General features: G+C 59.4%; 17 protein-coding genes and 1 pseudogene. 6 read left to right on the top strand and 12 right to left on the bottom strand.

The window, feature by feature from the left end:
• Positions 1-136 precede the first annotated feature (136 nt).
• From AB5Y86_RS02805 to cra, 5 genes and pseudogenes are all read right to left on the bottom strand, one after another.
• A complete protein-coding gene (locus AB5Y86_RS02805) occupies positions 137-787 on the bottom strand; it encodes a hypothetical protein (RefSeq protein ID WP_368192045.1) in 651 nt (216 codons plus the stop codon).
• A 116-nt stretch (positions 788-903) separates the two neighbouring features.
• Complete coding sequence (locus AB5Y86_RS02800) at positions 904-1,290, bottom strand: MAPEG family protein (RefSeq protein ID WP_368192044.1); 387 nt, start codon at positions 1,288-1,290, stop codon at positions 904-906.
• 223 nt (positions 1,291-1,513) lie between these two features.
• Positions 1,514-2,070, bottom strand: a pseudogene (locus AB5Y86_RS02795) (hypothetical protein).
• Between the two features lie 253 nt (positions 2,071-2,323).
• A complete protein-coding gene (locus AB5Y86_RS02790) occupies positions 2,324-3,517 on the bottom strand; it encodes an aromatic amino acid transport family protein (protein WP_368192042.1) in 1,194 nt (397 codons plus the stop codon).
• 559 nt (positions 3,518-4,076) lie between these two features.
• Positions 4,077-5,063, bottom strand: a complete 987-nt coding sequence (cra, locus tag AB5Y86_RS02785; RefSeq protein ID WP_368192040.1) for a catabolite repressor/activator — start codon at positions 5,061-5,063, stop codon at positions 4,077-4,079.
• A 296-nt stretch (positions 5,064-5,359) separates the two neighbouring features.
• Between cra and fruB the strand changes: the two genes are divergently transcribed.
• The 3 genes from fruB to fruA are packed head-to-tail and all read left to right on the top strand — an operon-like array spanning position 5,360 to position 9,170.
• Positions 5,360-6,460: a fused PTS fructose transporter subunit IIA/HPr protein gene (fruB, locus tag AB5Y86_RS02780; RefSeq protein ID WP_201995290.1), complete on the top strand. Its 1,101-nt coding sequence runs from the start codon at positions 5,360-5,362 to the stop codon at positions 6,458-6,460.
• A complete protein-coding gene (gene pfkB / locus AB5Y86_RS02775; protein ID WP_201995289.1) occupies positions 6,460-7,449 on the top strand; it encodes a 1-phosphofructokinase in 990 nt (329 codons plus the stop codon). The genes fruB and pfkB overlap by 1 nt, the downstream gene beginning before the upstream one ends.
• Positions 7,446-9,170, top strand: coding sequence for a PTS fructose transporter subunit IIBC (gene fruA / locus AB5Y86_RS02770; protein ID WP_368192038.1), 1,725 nt, complete (start codon positions 7,446-7,448; stop codon positions 9,168-9,170). The genes pfkB and fruA overlap by 4 nt, the downstream gene beginning before the upstream one ends.
• A 108-nt stretch (positions 9,171-9,278) precedes the next feature.
• Here fruA and AB5Y86_RS02765 read toward each other — a convergent pair whose 3' ends face one another.
• Positions 9,279-9,530, bottom strand: a complete 252-nt coding sequence (locus tag AB5Y86_RS02765; protein WP_201995287.1) for a DUF1289 domain-containing protein — start codon at positions 9,528-9,530, stop codon at positions 9,279-9,281.
• A gap of 150 nt (positions 9,531-9,680) precedes the next feature.
• On the opposite strand from AB5Y86_RS02765, the gene mltA reads away from it, so the two are divergent.
• Complete coding sequence (mltA, locus tag AB5Y86_RS02760; protein WP_201995286.1) at positions 9,681-10,832, top strand: murein transglycosylase A; 1,152 nt, start codon at positions 9,681-9,683, stop codon at positions 10,830-10,832.
• Positions 10,833-10,961: 129 nt separating this feature from the next.
• Here mltA and yfaE read toward each other — a convergent pair whose 3' ends face one another.
• The 5 genes from yfaE to ubiG form a co-directional block, all read right to left on the bottom strand.
• Positions 10,962-11,285 carry a class I ribonucleotide reductase maintenance protein YfaE gene (gene yfaE / locus AB5Y86_RS02755; protein ID WP_179903870.1) on the bottom strand — a complete coding sequence of 108 codons (324 nt, stop codon included), beginning with the start codon at positions 11,283-11,285 and terminating at the stop codon, positions 10,962-10,964.
• Complete coding sequence (nrdB, locus tag AB5Y86_RS02750) at positions 11,282-12,415, bottom strand: class Ia ribonucleoside-diphosphate reductase subunit beta (RefSeq protein WP_005336708.1); 1,134 nt, start codon at positions 12,413-12,415, stop codon at positions 11,282-11,284. Before nrdB ends, yfaE begins: the two co-directional genes overlap by 4 nt.
• An 80-nt stretch (positions 12,416-12,495) precedes the next feature.
• The gene (nrdA, locus tag AB5Y86_RS02745; protein ID WP_201995285.1) at positions 12,496-14,763 is read right to left on the bottom strand and encodes a class 1a ribonucleoside-diphosphate reductase subunit alpha; all 2,268 of its coding nucleotides are present in this window, start codon (positions 14,761-14,763) and stop codon (positions 12,496-12,498) included.
• A gap of 623 nt (positions 14,764-15,386) precedes the next feature.
• Complete coding sequence (locus AB5Y86_RS02740; RefSeq protein ID WP_368192036.1) at positions 15,387-16,082, bottom strand: HAD family hydrolase; 696 nt, start codon at positions 16,080-16,082, stop codon at positions 15,387-15,389.
• Entirely contained in the window at positions 16,082-16,798 is a 717-nt protein-coding gene (ubiG, locus tag AB5Y86_RS02735; protein WP_005352120.1) for a bifunctional 2-polyprenyl-6-hydroxyphenol methylase/3-demethylubiquinol 3-O-methyltransferase UbiG, read from the bottom strand. Before ubiG ends, AB5Y86_RS02740 begins: the two co-directional genes overlap by 1 nt.
• Positions 16,799-16,996: 198 nt before the next feature.
• Between ubiG and gyrA the strand changes: the two genes are divergently transcribed.
• Positions 16,997-19,744: a DNA topoisomerase (ATP-hydrolyzing) subunit A gene (gene gyrA / locus AB5Y86_RS02730; protein WP_368192034.1), complete on the top strand. Its 2,748-nt coding sequence runs from the start codon at positions 16,997-16,999 to the stop codon at positions 19,742-19,744.
• 107 nt (positions 19,745-19,851) lie between these two features.
• Here the strand turns inward: gyrA and AB5Y86_RS02725 are convergent, their stop codons facing one another.
• Positions 19,852-21,249 (bottom strand): alpha-amylase family protein, encoded by a 1,398-nt coding sequence (locus AB5Y86_RS02725; RefSeq protein WP_270818225.1) that lies wholly within the window; start codon positions 21,247-21,249, stop codon positions 19,852-19,854.
• Positions 21,250-21,511: 262 nt separating this feature from the next.
• Between AB5Y86_RS02725 and AB5Y86_RS02720 the strand changes: the two genes are divergently transcribed.
• A complete protein-coding gene (locus AB5Y86_RS02720; protein ID WP_005345370.1) occupies positions 21,512-21,667 on the top strand; it encodes a hypothetical protein in 156 nt (51 codons plus the stop codon).
• Positions 21,668-21,669: the final 2 nt, after the last annotated feature.

Below are 21,669 nucleotides of genomic sequence, written 5' to 3'. Positions count from 1 at the left end.
GCGTTGAAATACAGAACCCCCGATGCAGTACATAGGGGGTTCTGAGTAGAGAAATGCTAGTTGAAAATGTGTAAACCTATTTCAGGACTAGACATCAGCCATACAATCGGCACTGTGTGGTGCAGCGAGAGCAACGCTAGATGGCGGAGAGGTACTGCTGTTGCATCGCCAGCCAGCGGCCGTTATTGATAAACGCCAGCTGTACCTTGAGCAGGGCTGCAATTTCCGCCCGGTGCTTTTTATCGAGATAGAGAAAGACCTGCTCTTTGGTGATCTTCTGCCAGGGGGACGCCAGTGCAGGTTGAGAGGCGGGGCGCATCTTGATGAGCCAGTCCACTTTGCCTCGATGCAGTTGGGCAAGCCCTTGCTTCTCATCGTTCAACCAGATGACCTGATAGTTGCCGAGGAAGCGTTCGCACCACTGGATGCCGCGCAGGCAGCCAATCACGGTACCCTCGGCAGGGGGCCAGCTCGGGTTATCCCGTGGCTGACCATAAATCGCCGCCTCCGAGATGGGGGCACCGATCTGCAGCAAGTGGGGATAGGTCTGATCAAAGCCCTTGATCCGGGCCATATCGCCATCGACGGCATGGTCTGCCTCAATCAACTTTTCGCAGCGGGCATAGGTGCAGGGGATCAACTGAAAGTCGATGCCGGCCCGGCCAAACCAGTCATGAATAAAAGGGCGCAATATCGCAGTGTGTTCGACCGCTGCCGCCAGCTTTAGCGGGGTTGCGTGGGCAACGGGAATCAGCCCGACAAGCAGTAACCAGCCAATCCACTTCATATCGCACTCCTGAATCGGGCTTGTTTAAGCAGCACTGTTGCGACTATCTGTGCAGTGAAGAATAGCCGATAGGGATGGCTGCCAGACCGTTTCGCCAGCTATTCGTGACGGCCGGGTCAGGGGAGCAGCGCTGTGATCAGGATATGGGCCGCGCTCACCAGGATCACAGTGAAGGTCAGCCCCATTCCTACAACCCGATAACGGAAGTTCTCCGGCGTGCGGCTCATGCCAAATGCATGGCAGAGGCGGCCAAGCAGCAAGGCGCTCCCCAGCAGATGGATAAGCCAGGGGGCCTGGTTGCTGGTTTCGACGAAATAGATGAGCAGCAGGGCGAGGGGGACATACTCGGCAAAGTTGGCGTGTACCCGCATGGCGCGCAGCATGGCGGGATCATCCCCATGCCCCAGCGCCACCTTGCGGCTATGGCGGGTGCGAATGGTTCGAATGCTCAGCAATACAAACAGCAGGGCGAGCAAGGCCACGTAAACAGGCAGTATGGTCATGGTATCTGGTTCCTTGTGTGATGATATCGAGTGGCTGGTGTTGAGAGACGCGATATTGCTCGGCATCTCAATGGTTTGCCTTGAGGGTAGCAGCAAACTGCGTTAGCACGACCGTCATCTATTCACTTGCCATCTGCCAAGCGCAGGCGCAAAAAACAGCCCTGCCGAGGTGGCAGGGCTGTTTATTGATCATATTGATGGTGGGCAGAGCAGGGCCCCGTCATTACCCCTCATAAGGGAGGGAGGAGTGGTGCAGCACGATGCGCACCTTGCCATCATCCCCCTTCTTGAAACCCCAGGTCTTGTCGACTGTAGTTTCCTTGTTGTCGCGATCTACCAGATGCACCTTGCCCATGGTCAGCGCCATGTCGCCGTTGATATAGACGGCGGCATTGTCATAGCGATAGCTCTGCCAGTTTTTCAGGGCGAACCCTTTGTCGGCGGGGTAGGCGCTGTTGTTGCCGACAAAGTAGGCCAGCGCCCCTCGCGGTTGGTACGAAAGGTCTGCTCGCCACCGGCAAGGGTGGGTTTGAACAGCACTGGCCCCTGCTGGTAGCCATAAGCGCTGTCGAGCACCGACTCGGCGGTCGCCTTGGCGCGCTCAATCCCACCGGCGCGATAGTCATCGCTGATCTTGATGAGCGCCGCGCCCCAACCATCCTGCGCGGCCTTGATCTCCGCCTCGGTAATATTGTTGTTGGTGATTTCGGCTGCGCTGAGTGCGCCGCTAGCGGCAAGCAGGACGAGGGCAAGGGTGCTCTTCTTGAGGTGCAACATCATTGTTTTCTAACTCCTGATAGCGATAAACGAGCGGGCAGTGTAGCGAAGGGGCATGAACGGTTTTTGAACTGATTATTCAGGGTTGGGTAGTAAAAAGGTCGGTATATAGCTGAAGGTTTGGGTGTTTGTTTGGTAAGAGGCGCTCTCTTAATTAATGGCGGATGCCTGTATCCAACTTGATTTCTTTTCCAACAAAAAGCCCCGTCAAGTTAATTGGCGGGGCTTGGCTATTTGGGGCATTCAGTATCGGTGATTACAGCGCTGGCAGCATTCCAAGGCTGACGCTGATCTGTACGCCAACAATCAGCACGCCCATGGCGGCGGCCACTCCCAGCGCCACTACGCCACCCGGGGCGCGGTAGTGGTGGGCTGGCGCCTGTTTGCGGCTCTGCCACACCAGCGCCACCGGCAGCAGTACCGCGAGGATCGCCAGCGCAATGGCGGCGTAGCCCAGCGCCATGATAAAGCCCTGCGGGAAGTAGAGGGCAAACAGCAGCGGCGGCACAAAGGTGATGAGGCCAGTCTGGCTACGGCCCTGCCAGTTGTCCTTGCGGCGGGTCACCTTGGCCATAAAGTCGAACAGTCCCAGCGTCACCCCGAGGAAGGAGGTGGCGAGCGCCAGATCGGCAAACAGGTGCATCGCCTGATTGAAGGCGGGCCAGCTCACCAGCTTGCCGACGCTGGCGAGCAGGCTGTCGAGCGCGCCGCCATTGGCCAGCAGGGAGGATTGGCCGAGCAGCCCCAGAATGGCCACCTGCCACAGCACGTAGAGGATCAGCGGCAGGGCGGAGCCCCAGACAAAGACCCGGCGCAGCTGCTTGGGGCAATCGCCGAGGTAGAGCATCACGCTCGGGATCGAACCGTGAAAGCCGAACGAGGTGAAGATCACCGGCAGGCCCGCCAGCAGCAGCCCTTCCCCGAGCGGCATGGCGAGCAGATGTTCGCCCTGGGCGCGCGGCAGCAGCAACGCCAGCACACCGACCATGATCACCAGCTTGACGGTGAACATCAGCCGGTTGAGGTAATCCACCGAGCGGGTGCCGACACAAACCATGCCGCCAAACAGCAGGGTAAAGGCCCAGGCGGCCTGCTCCTGGCTCAGGGTGATGCCGGCATCGGCCAGCGCCTGTGCCAGCAGGCTGCTGCCACCGCTGATGTAGGCGGAGGCGAGGGCGTAGAACAGCATCAGGATGCAGAAGGAGGCGATGCGCTTGCCCCAGGGGCCGAGCAGGTGATCTGCCAGCTGGTGCAGGTACCACTTGCCGGTATTGAGGCTGGCTTCCACTTGCAGCATGGCGGTAAAGGCCATCAGGGCCCACAGACCAATCATCAGCAGCAGGGTGGCGGGGCCGCCGAGGGACGAGGAGGCCAGCGGCAGGGCCAGCATACCGGCGCCTATGGTGGTGCCGGCAATCAACAGGGTACAACCCAGAGTTTTGGTATTCATGTTATCCATCCGAACGTAGCGGTGTCAGTGCAAACAGGCGATGTCAGCATTGACGTCAACAAGAGGGGGCCAATTGGCGTTATCAGAAGGTGCCTCCGGGGATAGGGCCGGAGGCTAGCAATATCGGAACGGGAACATCTGTACCTAAAACCTGTCAGTTGTAAAAGATGGTTGCCACGTTAGCGGATCAAAATAGCGGAAACAACCCCTTTTATACGGTTCTTGTGCTGGCTTGTGGCAAAAAGTGGAAATAAATGATGACAGCGGTAGCTAATTGCAGAAAAAAGCACCGAAAAAATGACTGGCAGGGGCTCATTGATACAGGTCAGCCAAGTGGTTGCTGCACGGATGGGGGAGTGCCTTGTCGTGGCGTTGGCGTTTAGTTGTGGGGTGAAAGGAGTGTGGAGGCCAGTTGTTTAGTCGGCCAGACGGTAGAGAAAGCAAAGCGGGCGGGTAGGGTTGTGGGGGAAAACAATAAGGCTGCCGATGCTGGCAGCCTTATTGTCATCTGTTCGCTTTACCCACCCATTGACAGTAAATCGGGTCTGCAGCGGTCAGGTTAGCGACGGCGCTTGAGGGTGCGGCTCACATAGTGCAGCCCGCTCTGGTAGTCGCCGTTCACCGCCTTGAGCGCTAGCTCCAGCGCCTGGCTCGCCAGCGCGTCGTGCTGCTGGGGCAGGGAGTTGATGCCAAAGGGGAGGAAGTCGAGCAGCCGATCGTCCCCGAAGGTAGCCATGGCGAGCTGGCTCATATCGATCTCTTGCTCCAACAGGTAGTCGAGTACCCCCTCCATCAGGATATAGGAGGTGGTGATCAGCGCTTCGGGCAGCTGGCCCAGCTGCAGGTGCAGATCCTTGATCAGGCGATACCCCTCAAGACGGGAGAAGTGATCCCCCTCGCACAGGTGGCGAGCCGCGCCGTGACTGGCGCCCGCCTGCTCGAAACCCGCTTTGCGCTCCTGGCTGATCGTGAGTGCCGGCAGCGCAGTGATCAAGGCGATATGGCGCAAGGTCGGGGTGAGCAGGGAGCTGGTGAGATCAAAGCTCGCTTTCTCGTTTTCACTGGCGACGGTGACGAACTTGTCGGCTGCCATCGCCCGGTCGATGGCGAGGATCTGGCTGCCTTGCGCCTGCAATTTACCGTAGAAGGGGTCGTCCGGCGGCAGGCAGCTGGCCACCAGCAGGGCATCCACATGGCGGCTCACCAGCATCTGGGCCAGCTCTTTTTCGGTGGCGGGATCATCCTCCGAGCAGACGATCAGCAGCTGATATCCCTGTGCCCGCGCCCCTTGTTCCAGCCGTTTGGCCAGCTTGGCGTAACTGGCGTTCTCAAGGTCGGGCAGGATAAAGCCGAGGGTCTTGGTCTGGCCGCCGCGCAGGGAGGCGGCGCGGCTGTCCGGCTGGTAGTTATGGGCGGTGACAACGGCCATCACCTTGTCGCGGGTGGCCTGACTGATGCGGTATTGGTCGGCCTTGCCGTTGATCACATAGCTGGCCGTGGTGCGCGAGACACCGGCGAGGGCGGCGATTTCATCCAGTTTCATCATATTGGCTCTGTTTGAGTTGCAAGGCCCACGGTCACTGCCGGGTGAGGGTACCGAAAAGTGTGCGCGGGATCATATCATTGAAAAGCACTCTTTGTGGGTACTTGATCAATTCGCTGAAACGATTCAGTCTGAGTGTAAGTGAAACGATTCAGCCTGTCAGCAACGAAGAGACCCAGTGGCCTGAAAATCGGGCCCCGATCACAGTGAACCGTGTTCGGGTCTATTGTCAGCTGGCGAGTTATCCGAATGTTCAATTGTGACGTACCGGCGCGGCCGGAACCTGATGGAGAGTCTCTATGTTGAAGTTGGCGCGAGAGCAGATCTTGCTGGGGCAGTCGGTGGCGACCAAGTCGGACGCCATTGCCCTGCTGGCAGGCAAACTGACCGAAGCCGGTCTGGTGGAAGCGGGCTATGTGGATGGGATGCTGGCCCGTGAAGCGCAGCATGCCACCTATCTTGGCAGCGGCATCGCCATTCCCCACGGCACCACCGATACCCGTCATCTGGTGAAGAGCACCGGCGTCATGGTGGCCCAATTCCCTCATGGCATCGAGTGGGACGAGGGGCAGATCGCCTATGTCGCCATCGGCATCGCCGCCAAGTCCGACGAACATCTGGGCATTTTGCGCCAGCTCACCCATGTGCTGGGTGACGAGCAGGCGGCAGCCCAGCTCAAAGAGGCCACCGATGCCGACACCATCATCAACATCCTGACTGGCGCCACTGCCGCCAAAGAGGTGCAATACCTGACCCTGGCTGACTTCCCGGCCGATGATCGCGACCAACTGCTGCTGGGAGCCGCCGCCCGCACCAAATCGGCGGGCTGGGGCGATGCCGCCATGGTGAGCGCCCTGTTGGCAAGCGATCCCGCCTATCTGGGCGAGGGCGTCTGGCTCGCCCGGGCGCAAGCGGCCCAGACCGGGTGGGTGCTGGCCACCCCGAGTAGCGCCCTCACGGCAGGGGAGCTGCCGGTCAGCGCCATGCTGCTGCTGTGCGCCGCAGATAGCAGCCATCTGCCGCAACTGGAGAATCTGGCCAAACTGGCGGCTGCCGGTCAGCTGGCGACGCTGGCGGGCAATGACGCTCTGGCCATGCTGCAAGCTGGTCCTGCGAGCGGTCTTTCCGAAACCTTTACCATCATCAACCCCCACGGCCTGCACGCTCGTCCCGGTGCCATGCTGGTCAAGGTGGCCAAAGAGTTTGAATCCGACATCCGGGTTGCCAATCTGGATGGCAGCGGCGAGGCAGTCTCCGCCAAGAGCCTGATGAAGGTGATCGGCCTTGGCGTCAAGTGCGGGCACCGTCTGGCATTTCGCGCCGAAGGGGCAGATGCCGAAGCGGCCCTCAAGGGGATCGGTGAGGCCATCGCCGCTGGTCTCGGTGAGGGGGCACATTGATGAAGATTGTCACCATTACCCTCAACCCCGCCCTTGATCTCACCACCCGTCTCGAGGCGATGAGCCTTGGCGAGGTCAATCTGGTGAGCGAGGCCAACCTGCGTGCGGCGGGCAAGGGGATCAACGTCGCCATGGTGCTCAAGGATTTGGGCCGCGAGGTAGGCGTCACCGGCTGGCTGGGCGCAGACAATGAGCAGAGCTTTGTCTCCCTGTTTGGAGAGCGGGCGCTGGATGATCACTTTGTCCGTGTCGCGGGCAGCACCCGCATCAACGTCAAGATCTCCGAGCAATCCGGTCGGGTCACCGATCTCAACCTGCCGGGGCTCACCATCCAGCAAGGGGAGGTGAGCGCGCTGGAGCAGGCCATCGACCAATTGGCCCCTCACGCCGACTGGTTTGTGCTGGCGGGCAGCTTGCCCAAAGGGGTAGCCCCCGATTACTGCGCCCATCTGATCCGTCTGCTCAAGGCCAAGGGCAAGCAGGTGATCTTCGATTGCAGCGGCGCGGCCTTAAGCGAAGGGATCAAGGCGGCGCCGACCCTGGTCAAACCCAATCTGGAGGAGCTGAGCCAGTGGGCGGGTCGCCCTGTCAAGACTCTGGGCGAGCAGACCGAGTGCGCCCGCTCGCTGCAGGCAAGCGGCATCCCCAACGTGGTGATCTCCAACGGCGCCGATGGCCTGATCTGGTTTGCCCCGGATGCCGTTTGGCAAGCCATTCCGCCGCGGATGCAGGTGGTCAGCACGGTCGGTGCTGGCGATTCCCTGGTGGCCGGTCTTGCCCATGGTCTCAGCCTTGGCTGGGCGCCGGAGCAGACCCTGCGGCTTGCCACCGCCGTCTCGGCCTTGGCGGTCAGTCAGGTGGCGGTCGGCTTTGACGATATCAATGTGCTCAACCCTTTACTTGAACAGGTGCGCGTAGAGCGTCTGGATGCGCTGGCACCGGTTCAGTGCAATACCCCCTCAATGGAAAACTCAGGAGATGCCCAATGAAAGCAATCTTGGTTACGGCTTGCCCGGCGGGCATTGCCACCAGCTTTCTCGCTGCAAAACGGATAGAACAGCAGGCCAAACTGGCTGGCTTGGAACTCACCCTCGACGTCGGCTCCAGCATGCAGCCCCGCCAAGTACCGAGCAAGGAGCAGATTGCCGCCGCCGATCTGGTGCTGGTTGTCGCCAGTGCCCCAGTGGATCTCGCCGCCTATGATGGCAAGCGAGTCTATCAGGGCAGCATGGATCTCGCCCTGCAGGATCCGGCTGCCTTGCTGGAAGCTGCCACCAGCGGTGCCAGCATCTATCGTCATCAAGCTGCTCCCGCAGCAGCTAAACCCGCCGCCGCTGGCAAGCGCATCGTGGCAGTGACAGCGTGCCCGACTGGCGTTGCCCACACCTTTATGTCGGCAGAAGCGCTGGAGACCATGGCCAAACAGCTGGGTTATCAAATCCGCGTCGAGACCCAAGGCTCGGTCGGTGCCCAGAATGCCCTGACCGCCGAGGAGATTGCCGCTGCCGATCTGGTGTTCCTCGCCACCGATATCGAAGTGGACATGGCCCGTTTTGACGGTAAGCCGGTCTATCGTACCAGCACGGGCGCGGCATTGAAGAAAACCCGCGCCGAACTCGACAAGGCGTGGAACGAGGCGACACTCTATCGCCACAGCGGTGCCAGCCAGCCCAAGAAAGAGGAAAAAGCCGGCCCCTACAAGCACCTGCTGACCGGTGTCTCCTTCATGCTGCCCATGGTGGTGGCGGGTGGCCTTATCATCGCGCTCTCGTTCGTATTCGGTATCGAAGCGTTCAAGGTGGAAGGCACTCTTGCCGCCGCACTGATGAAGATCGGTGGTGGCTCCGCCTTCGCCCTGATGATCCCGGTGCTGGCCGGTTACATTGCCTACTCCATCGCTGACCGCCCGGGTCTCGCTCCCGGCATGATCGGCGGCATGCTGGCAAGCTCGCTGGGCGCCGGTTTCCTTGGCGGCATCGTGGCCGGTTTCCTGGCCGGTTACAGCGCCAAATACCTGAGCGACAAGGTGCGCCTGCCGACTACCCTGGAAGCGCTCAAGCCCATCCTGATCATTCCGCTCTTTGCCAGCCTGTTTACCGGTCTGGTGATGATCTACGTAGTGGGTGGTCCGGTGGCTGGCATCATGAATGCCATGACCGAGTTCCTCAACAACATGGGCTCTGCCAACGCCGTGCTGCTGGGTGTCATCATCGGCGCCATGATGTGCTTCGACATGGGCGGCCCGGTCAACAAGGCGGCCTACGCCTTCGGTGTCGGCCTGCTGGCCTCCAAAACCTACGCTCCGATGGCTGCGGTGATGGCCGCCGGCATGGTGCCGGCACTGGGGATGGGGATTGCCACCTTCCTGGCCCGCACCAAGTTCATCAAAGCGGAGCAGGAAGCGGGCAAAGCATCCTTCGTGCTGGGTCTGTGCTTTATCTCCGAGGGGGCCATTCCGTTTGCCGCCAAGGATCCGATGCGCGTCATCCCGGCCTGCATGGTTGGCGGCGCCCTGACCGGTGCGCTCTCCATGTTGTTTGGCTGCGAGCTGATGGCACCTCACGGCGGTCTGTTCGTGCTCTTTATCCCCCACGCCATCAGCAACGTCATGATGTATATCGTGGCGATTGCAGCAGGCTCGCTGTTGACCGGTGTTTCCTACGCCATGCTCAAGCGCGGTGAAGAGCAGGCCAAGCTGGCCACCGCATAAGCCTTGCCCCCCGGCAACACGTCATAACCAAAAGCGGCCTGCGGGCCGCTTTTTGTTTTGCCGGTGATATAGGTGAGTTGTGAGGTGGGGATTGCAGGTAGGCTGAGTTTAAAAATCCCAACTTGGTTGTGCTTGCGGTTCATTGGGCGCGCCTTCCTGTGCCTTGCGCCGCGCAGCCTCGACCCGGCGTTTGCGATCCCGGCACAGGCGCATCACCTCTTGTTGCTGGGCAGGGGTCATGGTGAGCCAGTTGAAACGCTCTTCGCGATTGCGCAGGCACCCCTTGCAGTAGCCTTTGTTGTTCACTTCGCAGACCCCGATGCAGGGGCTCTGCAGCGGGAATATTTCGAGCTGTTCCATCCATCACCTCGTACACCCTGTCACCTTGTTATAACCCAGCGGATCCCCTTTGGAGAAATCCTGCTTTAAGTGATTGATGTCGTTTGCTTTCCCCCTGCAAATTTGGCATCTTCCCCGCCGAGCATGGCTCTTTGCGTTATATGAGGACATATGAACAAACACGCGTACTGGCTGACCGCCGCAGTGCTGGGACTGGCCGGTTGTGCGGGCAACTCTGACAAAGCAGAAGTGCCCAAAAAGCAGACCGACAACAGATGCTTTCTTAACTGCGAGGTGCCGGAAAATCTGGGCAAGCAGTATCTGGACGGGACCTTGCCAGAGGATCTGGTGAGGGTGGAGCGGGTCAATAGCCGTGCGCGTGCCGACTACAGCAAGTTTGGCCCGCAAAGCAGACTGGTATTGGAGCGCTCCGGCAAGATGACCCGCCGTTATGGCGAGCTCTATCACCAGCTCTCCCGCTGGGTCGCGGGCGGTGGCAACCCTGCCGACATCACCCGTTACGGTATCAGCCTGGCCCAGCTGGGCGGTGCCGATCGCATGGGCAACGTGCTCTTTACCGGTTACTACTCGCCGGTGCTGGAGGTGCGCCATCGCCCGGATGCCAAGTACAAATATCCCATCTATGCCATGCCCAAATGTGGCGGTCGTTGTCCGACCCGGGCCGAGATCCATCAGGGGGCCCTGGCCAACCGCGGGCTGGAGCTGGGCTACAGCAAATCCCTTATCGACAACTTCCTGATGGATGTGCAGGGCTCGGGCTTTGTCCACTATGGCGATGACGATCGGCTGCAATATCTGGGCTACAGCGGCAAGAACGGCCACGGTTACGTGAGTATCGGTCGGGTACTGATCGACCGCGGTGAAGTGCCCAAAGAGCAGATGTCGATGAAGGCCATCAAGGAGTGGGCCAACCGTCAACCGGAGGAGAGCGTCAAGGAGCTGGTGGAGCAGAACCCCTCCTATGTCTTCTTCGAGCGTCGACCCACCAATGATGTGATCGGCGCGGCCGGTATCCCGCTGTTGCCGCTGGCGGCTGTTGCCGCCGACAAGACTCTGCTGCCGATGGGTACCCCGATCCTCGCCGAAGTCCCCTTGCTCGATAAAGAGGGCAACTGGACCGGCAAGCACCAGCTGCGGCTGTTAATTGCGCTGGATGTGGGCGGGGCGGTGAAGAAGGGCCACCTCGATCTCTACCACGGTATGGGTGAGAAGGCTGGTATCGCAGCCGGTCACTACAAGCACTTCGGCCGGGTCTGGAAGCTTGGCCTGCACCACGGACCGACTGCCGCCCCCTGGTTGTAATCCTCTGAGGCTTTGGGCGTCTGTAATCGGGCGCCCGAGCAAACCCGAGCAAAGATGAAGAGACAAAAAAAGCCGCCGGATTGCTCCGGCGGCTTTCTATTTTGTGCGAGTTGCCAGTCTGTAGCTGCGTCAGCTCTTCTGGATATCCAGCCGGATGGCGCCGACCGGTTTGCAGCAGCAGGGGAGGCACTCCCCCTGGGCGACGAATGCCAGCGGCACATTGGGGTAGTGCACCTTGCCAGCCATCAGCGGAGTGCGGCAGGCGCCGCAATAGCCGCTGCGACACTGGAATTCCACATGATGACCGTGTCGCTCCAGGGTCTCCAACACGCTTTCGCCGGGATGGGCGTGCAGCACGGCACCATCCCGGGTATGTACCCGTGGTGCCACGTCCGCATGCTGTTCAGCAGGCGCGTGCGGGGCAGGGGTCAGCGTGTTGGTGGCGTCACTCACAGCTCGAAATCACCCAGGTCGTCGGCATTGACTTCGCTGTCGATCTGACCAACCAGATAGGAGCTGACCTCTACCTCTTGCGGGGCGACCTGCACGTTGTCGGATGACAGCCAGGTGTTGATCCAGGGGATCGGGTTTTGCTTGGTGCCGGCAAAGGCTGGCTGCAGGCCGACTGCGCTCATGCGCAGGTTGGTGATGTACTCCACATACTGGCAGAGGATGTCCTTGTTCAGGCCGATCATGGAGCCGTCCTGGAACAGGTACTCGGCCCACTCTTTCTCCTGAATGGCTGCTTCCTTGAAGATCTCGAAGCAGGCCTGTTCGCACTCGGCGGCGATCTCGGCCATCTCCGGGTCATCCTGGCCGGTACGCATCAGGTTCAGCATGTGCTGGGTGCCGGTGAGGTGCAGCGCTTCGTCGCGGGCGATCATCTTGATGATCTTGGCGTTGCCTTCCATCAGTTCACGCTCGGCGAAGGCAAAGGAGCAGGCGAAGCTGACGTAGAAGCGAATTGCCTCCAGTGCGTTGACGCTCATCAGGCACAGATAGAGCTTCTTCTTGAGCTCGCGCAAGGTGATGGTCACTTCGCGGCCCGCGACGGTGTGGGTCCCTTCACCGTGCAGGTTGTAGAGGGCGGTCGCTTCGATCAGGTCGTCGTAGAAGTGGCTGATGGAGCCAGCGCGCTTCAAGATCTGCTCATTGGTCACGATGTCGTCGAACACCTGGGCGGGGGTGTTGACGATATTGCGGATGATGTGGGTGTAGGAGCGAGAGTGGATGGTCTCGGAGAAGGCCCAGGTCTCAATCCAGGTTTCCAGCTCCGGAATGGAGACCAGCGGCAGCAGGGCCACGTTGGGGCTGCGGCCCTGAATGGAGTCCAGCAGTGTCTGGTACTTCAGGTTGGAGATGAAGATGTGCTGCTCGTGGGGCGGCAGGGCCTGATAGTCGATGCGGTCACGGGAGACATCCACCTCTTCCGGGCGCCAGAAGAAGGAGAGCTGCTTCTCGATCAGCCGCTCGAACACTTCGTGCTTTTGTTGATCATAACGGGCTACGTTGACCGATTGGCCAAAAAACATCGGCTCTTTGAGCTGGTCGTTTTGGGTTTGGCAGAAAGTTGAATAGGCCATGGTTACCAGAATATGTGAATAGAGAAAACAGGAGAGCGGGAGCTTCATGCTCCCGCCCGGTTATCAGTTCTTGTCGTGACTTAGATTTTACAAGCCCCACCAGCGCAACCGTCATCTTGCAGATCGGTCTGGGCATCGTCCGCACCATCACGAGTGTTGTGATAGTACAGGGTCTTTAGGCCGTATTTGTAGGCGGTCAGCAAGTCCTTGAGCAGCTGCTTCATCGGGACCTTGTTGCCTTCGAAACGGGCAGGGTCGTAGTTGGTGTTGGCGGAGATCGCCTGATCCACAAACTTCTGCATGATACCGACCAGCTGCAGGTAGCCGTCAACGCTCGGTTGCTTCCAGAGCAATTCGTATTGATCTTTCAGGCGATCATACTCGGGCACCACCTGTTTGAGAATGCCGTCTTTGGAGGCCTTGACTGAGACCAGGCCGCGTGGCGGCTCGATGCCGTTGGTGGCGTTGGAGATCTGGCTGGAGGTCTCGCTCGGCATCAGGGCGGTCAGGGTGGAGTTACGCAAGCCCACGGACTTGATCTCTTCACGCAGACTTTCCCAATCCAGATGCAGCGGCTCGTTGCACAGCGCATCCAGATCCTTCTTGTAGGTGTCGATGGGCAGGATACCTTGCGCGTAGGTGGTCTCGCCAAACAGCGGGCAGGGCCCGAACTCGCGGGCCAACTGCACGGAGGCTTTCAGCAGGTAGTACTGAATGGCCTCGAAGGTACGGTGAGTCAGCGCCAGACCGGAGCCGTCGGAGTAACGGGCACCATTTTTGGCCAGGTAGTAGGCGTAGTTGATAACGCCGATCCCCAGGGTGCGACGACCCATGCTGCCCTTCTTGGCGGCGGCAATCGGGTAGTCCTGATAGTCGAGCAGGGCATCGAGGGCACGCACGGCCAGATCGGCCATCTCTTCCAGATCTTCCAGCTTCTCGATGGCACCGAGGTTGAAGGCGGAGAGGGTGCACAGGGCGATTTCGCCACTCTCGTCGTCGATGTTGTTGAGCGGCTTGGTCGGCAGCGCAATTTCGAGGCAGAGGTTGGACTGGCGTACCGGCGCCACGCTCGGGTCGAACGGGCTGTGGGTGTTGCAGTGATCGACGTTCTGGATGTAGATGCGACCGGTACCGGCACGCTCCTGCATCATCAGGGAGAAGAGATCGACAGCTTTGAGGGTCTTCTTGCGAATAGCCGGATCCTGCTCGTACTTGACGTAGAGCTCTTCAAACTTGTCCTGATCGGCAAAGAAGGCATCGTACAGACCCGGCGCATCGGACGGGGAGAACAGTGTGATGTCACCGCCCTTGATGAGGCGCTGGTACATCAGCTTGTTGATCTGCACGCCGTAGTCCATGTGACGGACACGGTTCTCTTCCACGCCGCGGTTGTTCTTCAGCACCAGCAGGCTTTCCACTTCAGTGTGCCACAGCGGGTAGAACAGGGTCGCAGCACCGCCGCGCACGCCGCCCTGGGAGCAGCACTTCACGGCAGTCTGGAAGTATTTGTAGAAGGGGATGCAACCGGTGTGGAACGCTTCGCCACCACGGATGGGGCTGCCCAGACCGCGGATGCGCCCAGCGTTGATGCCGATACCGGCGCGCTGGGAAACGTAACGCACGATGGAGCTGGCGGTGGCGTTGATGGAGTCCAGGCTGTCGTCGCACTCGATCAGCACGCAGGAGCTGAACTGGCGGGTCGGGGTGCGCACGCCGCTCATGATTGGGGTCGGCAGGGAGATCTTGAAGGTTGAGACCGCATCATAGAAGCGCTTGATGTAGTCCAGACGGGTATCTTTCGGATACTTGGAGAAGAGGCAGGCCGCTACCAGGATGTAGAGGAACTGCGGACTCTCGTAGATCTCGCCGGTGACGCGGTTCTGGACCAGATACTTGCCTTCCAGCTGTTTGACTGCCGCGTAGGAGAAATCCATGTCGCGCCAGTGATCCAGATGGGTGTTCAGCTCTTCGAATTCGGCCTGGGTGTAGTCTTGCAGCAGGTGCTTGTCGTACTTGCCCATGTCCACCAGACGAGCCACGTGCTGGTAGAGGTGGGGCGGTTCGAACTGGCCGTAGGCCTTCTTGCGCAGGTGGAAGATGGCCAGACGGGCTGCCATGTACTGGTAGTCCGGGGTCTGCTCGGAGATGAGGTCAGCCGTCGCCTTGATGATGGTTTCGTGAATGTCGGCGGTACGGATACCGTCATAGAACTGGATGTGGGATTTGAGCTCTACCTGGGAGACCGACACGTTGTCGAGCCCTTCGGCGGCCCAGTCCAGCACGCGGTGAATTTTATCCAGATCGATGGGTTCTTTGTGTCCGTTACGCTTCGTCACAAACAAGTTCATTGGCTGATGACCTTCAGTTGATTCCCGAAAAACCATCGCACAATGGCGCCACCCAGGCTCCGGCGGTATGCGGGAGTTGGGTAGAGATTGTGCGATGAATCACAAGATGTAGTGTTATTTTAAGTTCGAGCTACAAGATAGTGAGGTCAGCCCGCCATTGCAATGTGTGGATAAGTGACGAGCTGTGGATAAATTGTGAGTCTTGCCCCATCAGTTAGTGACCGCTCACAGTGAGCGGGTTTTCATTCGTCCACTCCGCTAAATGCAAGTCTCCCGATCGAAGATGGAAAATTTAAATAACTTTTTTTGCTTGCGAAATGGGGGGCTTTTTACTAGCAAACGGCGGCTGATTATCCCTTATGCAACAAGGGTCAAAAGCTGTCCAGTTGTCGCAGCCGCGGGCTCAGCGTGGCAAGGGCTTTGCATTAGATGATGGTGGTTTGTGGCCGTTTTGTGACGGTTGCGAGCTTGTCAAATGGGTATCCAACAGACAGAAAGCTGCCTTTATTATCCATGAATAGACGAGTGATGGTGGCGCAGGACGCGGGAGCGTAAAGGAAGAGATGCACGGGGCGAAGAGTCTCTTCGCCCCGTTATCGCATGTCAGCCGGTAAGGCTGTGCGTTACACCTTGGCCGTCAACTCGTAGCGCAGCCAGTGGTGCAGGGCCTGCACGGTATCAAAGTGCAGATCGGCGCCCCACTGGGCGGGATCTTCCTCATCATTGAGATAGCCCCAGCCAGCGACGGCCGTACGCATGCCAGCGTTGCGGCCCGCTTCGATATCCCGCACATGATCCCCCACATAGAGGCAGTGAGCTGCTTCGACCCCCAGCTTCTCACAAGCAAAGAACATGGGGGCGGGGTCGGGCTTGCGTACCGGCAGGGTATCGGCACTGACAGTGACGCCGCAGCTGGCAAGCTCTGGCAGGGCTGCCAGCAGTGGCTCGGTGAGAAAGCCCGGCTTGTTGGTGACTATGCCCCAGGGGAGCTGTTTCTCGTCGAGCCACTCGATAAGATCCACCATTCCCTCATAGGGACGGGTACCGACGCAGAGATTGGCCGCGTAGTAGTCGAGCAGGGCATTGCGCAGGCGCGTGGCCCCCAGCTCTTCAAGCAGTTCATCACCGAGGCCCGCTTTCAGCAGCCCGAGCGCTCCGTGGGAGGTGGTCTGACGAATGATGTCGTCAGAGAGCGGCGCAAAGCCTTCGCTGATCAGCACGTGGTTGACGGCGGCACCCAGATCCGGGGCTGTGTCGAGCAGGGTGCCATCCAGATCGAACAGCACACCGCGCAGGGGAAGAGGGCGAGAGGCGTTCATCAGCCGTGCTCCGGGCGGACAAACTCCACCATATAGTTGACGTCGACATTTTTGCCGAGCTTGAACTGGTTGGTGAGGGGGGCGTAGTGGACGCCGCTCATGTCCCGCACCAGCAGGCCAGCTGCTTCCCCCATGCGACACAGTTCGGCCGGGGTAATGAATTTTTTGTGATCGTGGGTACCCTTGGGCACCATCTTCATCAGGTATTCGGCCCCGATGATCATCATCAGATAGGATTTGGGGTTGCGGTTGATGGTGGAGACAAACACCCGGCCGCCCGGGCGCACCAGGGTAGCGATGGCGCGCAGCACGGAGGCTGGGTCCGGCACATGCTCCAGCATCTCCATGCAGGTGACTACGTCATACTGGCCTGGCACTTCGGCGGCATGGGCTTCGGCGGTGATCTGGCGGTACTCGAGCTCGACACCCTGCTCCAGGGCGTGCAAGCGGGCGACGCCGAGGGGCTCCTTGCCCATGTCGATGCCGGTGACCTTGGCGCCACGGCGGGCCATGCTCTCGGAGAGGATGCCGCCACCACATCCGATATCGAGAATGCGCTTGCCAAACAGACCGCCACTTTTGTCGGTGATCCAGTCAAGGCGTACCGGATTGATTTGATGCAGGGGTTTGAATTCACCTTCCATGTCCCACCAGCGGGAGGCGATGGCTTCAAACTTGGCGATTTCTGTCAGATCGACATTGGCATCACTGTTCATTTTTCGAAGATCCTGTGGCAGGGCGCCCGCTTCTGAGTCATGGGCGCAATCTATTGTCCTGGCGGGCATTATAACGGACGGACTTTGTCACACCAGCCCGATCTGATACCCGATTTGTGGCTTAAGGTATTTGGCTCAGTGTGTTACCATGTCGCGCTGTTTAAGCCAAAGAACAACTAATTAGGGATAAGGCTTTCTATGAGCGATCTGGCCAGAGAGATCACGCCGGTCAACATCGAAGAAGAGCTCAAGAGTTCCTATCTTGATTACGCCATGAGCGTGATCGTAGGACGAGCTCTGCCGGATGTGCGTGATGGCTTGAAACCGGTTCACCGCCGCGTTCTGTTTGCTATGAACGAGTTGGGGAACGACTGGAACAAGCCCTATAAAAAATCGGCCCGTGTGGTCGGTGACGTAATCGGTAAATATCACCCGCACGGCGATGTCGCTGTGTATGACACCATTGTCCGGATGGCGCAGGATTTCTCCATGCGTTACATGCTGGTCGATGGTCAGGGCAACTTCGGTTCAGTCGACGGCGACAGCGCCGCGGCGATGCGTTATACCGAAGTGCGGATGGCCCGCATCTCCCACGAGCTGCTGGCCGATCTGGACAAAGAGACCGTGGACTGGGTGCCGAACTATGACGGCACCGAGATGATCCCGGCGGTCATGCCTACCAAGGTTCCCAACCTGCTGGTCAACGGCTCCTCCGGTATCGCGGTGGGCATGGCGACCAACATTCCGCCTCACAACCTCACCGAGATTGTCAATGGCTGCCTGGCGCTGATCGAAAACGGCGACCTCACCATTGACGAGCTGATGACCTACATCACCGGCCCGGATTTCCCCACCGGCGGCATTATCAACGGTCGTTCCGGCATCGTGCAGGCGTACCGTACCGGTCGTGGCTCCATCTATGTGCGGGCCAAAGCTGAAGTGGAAGTGGACGAGAAGACCAGTCGCGAGACCATCATCGTTCACGAGATCCCCTATCAGGTGAACAAGGCTCGACTGATCGAAAAGATCGCCGAGCTGGTCAAAGAGAAGAAGATCGAGGGCATCAGTGCCCTGCGCGATGAGTCTGACAAAGACGGCATGCGCATCGTTATCGAGATCAAGCGCGGCGAGTCCGGCGAGATTGTGCTGAACAATCTCTACAAGCACACCCAGATGCAGACCACGTTCGGCATCAACATGGTGGCGCTCGATAACAACCAGCCCAAGGTGATGAACCTTAAAGAGATCCTGGATGCGTTCCTGCTGCACCGCCGTGAAGTGGTGACTCGCCGGACCGTGTTTGAACTGCGCAAGGCGCGGGATCGGGCACACATTTTGGAAGGTCTGGCGGTTGCGCTGGCCAACATCGATCCCATCATCGAGCTGATCCGCCACAGCGCGACCCCGGCCGACGCGAAAGCGGGCCTGGTTGCCAAGGGCTGGGAACTCGGCAACGTGGCCGCCATGCTGGAAAAAGCGGGCGACGACGCGGCACGGCCAGAGTGGCTGGAGCCAGAGTTCGGTATCCGTGAAGGCCAATACTTCCTGACCGAACAACAAGCCCAGGCCATCCTTGACCTGCGTCTGCACAAGCTGACCGGCCTCGAGCACGAGAAGATCCTGGAAGAGTACCAATCTCTGCTGGATCTCATCGCCGAGCTGCTGCACATCCTGGCGAGCCCGGCTCGTCTGATGGAAGTGATCCGTGATGAACTGCTGGCTGTGCGTGAGCAGTATGGCGACGAGCGTCGTACCGAGATCAGCATGTCCAGTGCCGAGATCAACATCGAAGATCTGATCACCCCGGAAGACGTGGTGGTTACCCTGTCTCACCAGGGCTATGTGAAGTATCAGCCGCTCTCCGACTACGAGGCCCAGCGCCGTGGTGGTCGTGGCAAGTCGGCCACCCGGATCAAGGAAGAGGACTTTGTGGAGCGTCTGCTGGTGGCCAACACCCACGACACCATTCTGTGCTTCTCCACCCGTGGCAAGGTCTACTGGCTCAAGGTTTACCAGCTGCCGGAGGCGTCCCGTGGCGCCCGTGGTCGTCCGATCATCAACCTGCTGCCGCTGGAAGAGGGTGAGCGTATCACCGCTATCCTGCCGGTGAAGGAGTATGACGCCGAGAAGTATGTCTTCTTCGCCACCGCCAATGGTACCGTGAAGAAGACCAGCCTCTCTGACTTCAGCCGTCCGCTCTCCTCCGGTATCCGCGCCATCAACCTCAAAGAGGGTGATGAGCTGATCGGGGTGGATATCACCGATGGCAGCAACGAGATCATGCTCTTCTCCGACGCGGGCAAAGTCGTTCGCTTCGCCGAAGGCAGCGGTCGCGCCGATGCGGATGTCAGCGATGACGTTGAAACCGACGATGACGCCGGTAACGACGATGATGGCAGCGACAACGGCGAAGGCACCGAAACCAAGGGTACCTTCAAGGGTGTGCGTCCCATGGGTCGTACCGCGGCCGGTGTGCGCGGCATCAAGCTGGGCGCCGGTGACAAGGTGGTTTCCCTCATCGTTCCGCGCGGCGAAGGTGCTATCCTAACCGCCACCGCGAACGGTTACGGCAAACGTACCGCACTCGACGAGTACCCGACCAAGAGCCGTGGTACCCAGGGCGTTATCTCCATCAAGGTGGATGAGCGCAACGGCAAGGTGATCGATGCGATCCAGGTCGAAGATACCGACCAGATCATGCTGATCACCAACGGCGGCACCCTGGTGCGTACCCGTGTTGCCGAGGTGAGTGTCATTGGCCGTAACACCGGCGGTGTCCGTCTGATCCGTACCGGTGAAGACGAGACCGTGGTTGGCCTGCAGCGCATCGCCGAGAGCGACGAAGACGAGAACGACGCGCTGGCCGTTGACGGTGAGGTATCTGAAGGTACCGATACCGCGACCGGCACTGATGCGGCCGATGCAGGGGAAGCGGGCGACGAGTAATCGTCATCAGTTACCCGAGCAACGTCTCTGATCAAAAAGAGCGACCCTGGTGGTCGCTCTTTTTATTAGTCTGCTTTTTATGACTCTCCGCTGATCTTACGGCTGGATCACTCCTGCAGCCACATTCTGGCGCTGCGGGCGGGAATGGCGACCCGTACCCACTGGCTCTGCACGTTGACCACGGCTCCTTGGTCGAGCACGTCACGATAGTTGCGATACCAGTTCATCTCGAATTTGGCGGTATCGAGCCAATACTCCTGCTCATAGTCGCACTTGTTGATGCCGACCAGCCCCTGTTTGCCCCGTTTGAATAGCACGAAGCAGTCACCGTTGCCGACCAGCTGCATCGGTTGGCCCTGCACCGCATTGTGAAAGCGGATCATCCCCTTGAGATCGGCGCGCTGGTAGTAATCCTGCCAGCGCAGTCCATCCTTGGCCTGGGTCTCGCCGTGATCCGAATAGACCAGCGGCGAGCCACCATCGCGGCCGAGCAGGTAGGCGTAGGCCAGCTTCTCGTCAGTCTGGGTCAGGATCTGATAGCGGAAGCCGTCGTTGGTGGGGATGTCGTGGGTCACGGCAAAGGTGACGGCGCGATTGCCCGGTAGCGCCTGACCATAGGCGCCCGGATCCGCCAGCAGGTTCATGCTGCCGCCATACCCCAGCGCGCCACGCAGGGAGGCAAACAGCGGAAAGTCATAGGCTCCCTGACCGCTGCTGTCGAGGTAGGGTTTGAGAAAGCGCTCGTAATCGGTGCTGCCAGCCCCCCCTGTGGTGATCACCTCGCCAAACACGTGCATCCCCTGTTTGATTTCGGGGGTGAACACGGCATTGATCTGGTAATCGCTCATGTGTTTGACCGCATCTACCCGAAAACCCTTGATCCCCATCCCCTTGAGTGCCTTGAGATAGGCCTGTTGCTGGCTTACCACCCAGTTGTTGGGATCCAGATCCGGCAGCCCCTTGTCACCGGCACCGCCACAGAGACGCCAATACTGGACATGACCCGGATCGCTCCAGTCGCTGATGCACCCTTCGGGATGAAAATCCTGACCGGAGAGGAAGTTTTGCCCCAGATCGCCAAACAGTTTCTGGCGCTCGAAATAGGCCGGGTTGCTGGCGTAGCTTTGCAGCAGCTCGTTGCCGGGATAGTTGAGGTCCTGGCGTTTCCAGCTTTCGTTGGCCATGTGGTTGAGCACCACATCGGCATAGACGGCGATGCCCCGCGCCTTCATGGCGGCGATCAGCTGCTCGAGATCCTGCTTGTTGCCAAGAGGGGAGTCGACAAGACGCAGATCCTGCGGCTGGTAACGGGCCCACCACTCGTTGCCGGATGACTTGAGAGGCGGCGAGATGAGTACCTGTTTGTAACCGGCCGACTTGATAAGGTCGGCTTTGGCGGTCACTTCACTGTACTTCCAGTTGAAGGCGTGCAGTATGACGTCGGCGTGCGCCAAGGGGACGATCAGCATGCCTGCGATCGCCCATATTCCCGCTGTGTGTTTCATTATTGTGTCCCTGTTTTTATAGATGCCTGAATGGGCAACCCAGCTTTGGCGGGAACAGAGTGAGCTACAATCCACAACCTGCAGATTTGTGACCGCTTTCAGAGTGATTTCGCCGAATATGTGAACTGTTTCGGCTTTTCCTCGCCACCGCCAGTTGCCTTTTTACAAGTGATTTTTTTGTCATTTCCCTGTCATTCCCAGTCGCTATCCTGCCGGGCGAGTGGTGCGTTGTTGCCATCACCTTCACCGTCAGGAGCTGCATATGACCAGTTGGATCACGTGGGAAATTTGGTGGAGCCGGGTATGGGGCGAGTCAGAGGTGCCGCTGTATGAAGAGGATGAGCACGAAGTGGCTCATGAACCCTCGCGACTACCGGTTGAAATGGTGCAACAGGGTCGGGATCAGCGCGCTGGCTAAGG

Source organism: Aeromonas sp. s8, assembly GCF_040907785.1.
Taxonomy (GTDB): Bacteria; Pseudomonadota; Gammaproteobacteria; order Enterobacterales; family Aeromonadaceae; genus Aeromonas; species Aeromonas veronii.
Note: the sequence above shows the minus strand (reverse complement) of the source record. Positions and strands in the feature narration are given on the sequence as shown.

What these genes read in the sequence shown, in the direction of transcription:
- AB5Y86_RS02805 (WP_368192045.1), bottom strand. Translation starts at nt 787, where the DNA reads ATGAAGTGGATTGGCTGGTTACTGCTTGTCGGGCTGATTCCCGTTGCC.
- AB5Y86_RS02800 (WP_368192044.1), bottom strand. Translation starts at nt 1,290, where the DNA reads ATGACCATACTGCCTGTTTACGTGGCCTTGCTCGCCCTGCTGTTTGTA.
- AB5Y86_RS02790 (WP_368192042.1), bottom strand. Translation starts at nt 3,517, where the DNA reads ATGAATACCAAAACTCTGGGTTGTACCCTGTTGATTGCCGGCACCACC.
- cra (WP_368192040.1), bottom strand. Translation starts at nt 5,063, where the DNA reads ATGATGAAACTGGATGAAATCGCCGCCCTCGCCGGTGTCTCGCGCACC.
- fruB (WP_201995290.1), top strand. Translation starts at nt 5,360, where the DNA reads ATGTTGAAGTTGGCGCGAGAGCAGATCTTGCTGGGGCAGTCGGTGGCG.
- pfkB (WP_201995289.1), top strand. Translation starts at nt 6,460, where the DNA reads ATGAAGATTGTCACCATTACCCTCAACCCCGCCCTTGATCTCACCACC.
- fruA (WP_368192038.1), top strand. Translation starts at nt 7,446, where the DNA reads ATGAAAGCAATCTTGGTTACGGCTTGCCCGGCGGGCATTGCCACCAGC.
- AB5Y86_RS02765 (WP_201995287.1), bottom strand. Translation starts at nt 9,530, where the DNA reads ATGGAACAGCTCGAAATATTCCCGCTGCAGAGCCCCTGCATCGGGGTC.
- mltA (WP_201995286.1), top strand. Translation starts at nt 9,681, where the DNA reads ATGAACAAACACGCGTACTGGCTGACCGCCGCAGTGCTGGGACTGGCC.
- nrdB (WP_005336708.1), bottom strand. Translation starts at nt 12,415, where the DNA reads ATGGCCTATTCAACTTTCTGCCAAACCCAAAACGACCAGCTCAAAGAG.
- nrdA (WP_201995285.1), bottom strand. Translation starts at nt 14,763, where the DNA reads ATGAACTTGTTTGTGACGAAGCGTAACGGACACAAAGAACCCATCGAT.
- AB5Y86_RS02740 (WP_368192036.1), bottom strand. Translation starts at nt 16,082, where the DNA reads ATGAACGCCTCTCGCCCTCTTCCCCTGCGCGGTGTGCTGTTCGATCTG.
- ubiG (WP_005352120.1), bottom strand. Translation starts at nt 16,798, where the DNA reads ATGAACAGTGATGCCAATGTCGATCTGACAGAAATCGCCAAGTTTGAA.
- gyrA (WP_368192034.1), top strand. Translation starts at nt 16,997, where the DNA reads ATGAGCGATCTGGCCAGAGAGATCACGCCGGTCAACATCGAAGAAGAG.
- AB5Y86_RS02725 (WP_270818225.1), bottom strand. Translation starts at nt 21,249, where the DNA reads ATGAAACACACAGCGGGAATATGGGCGATCGCAGGCATGCTGATCGTC.
- AB5Y86_RS02720 (WP_005345370.1), top strand. Translation starts at nt 21,512, where the DNA reads ATGACCAGTTGGATCACGTGGGAAATTTGGTGGAGCCGGGTATGGGGC.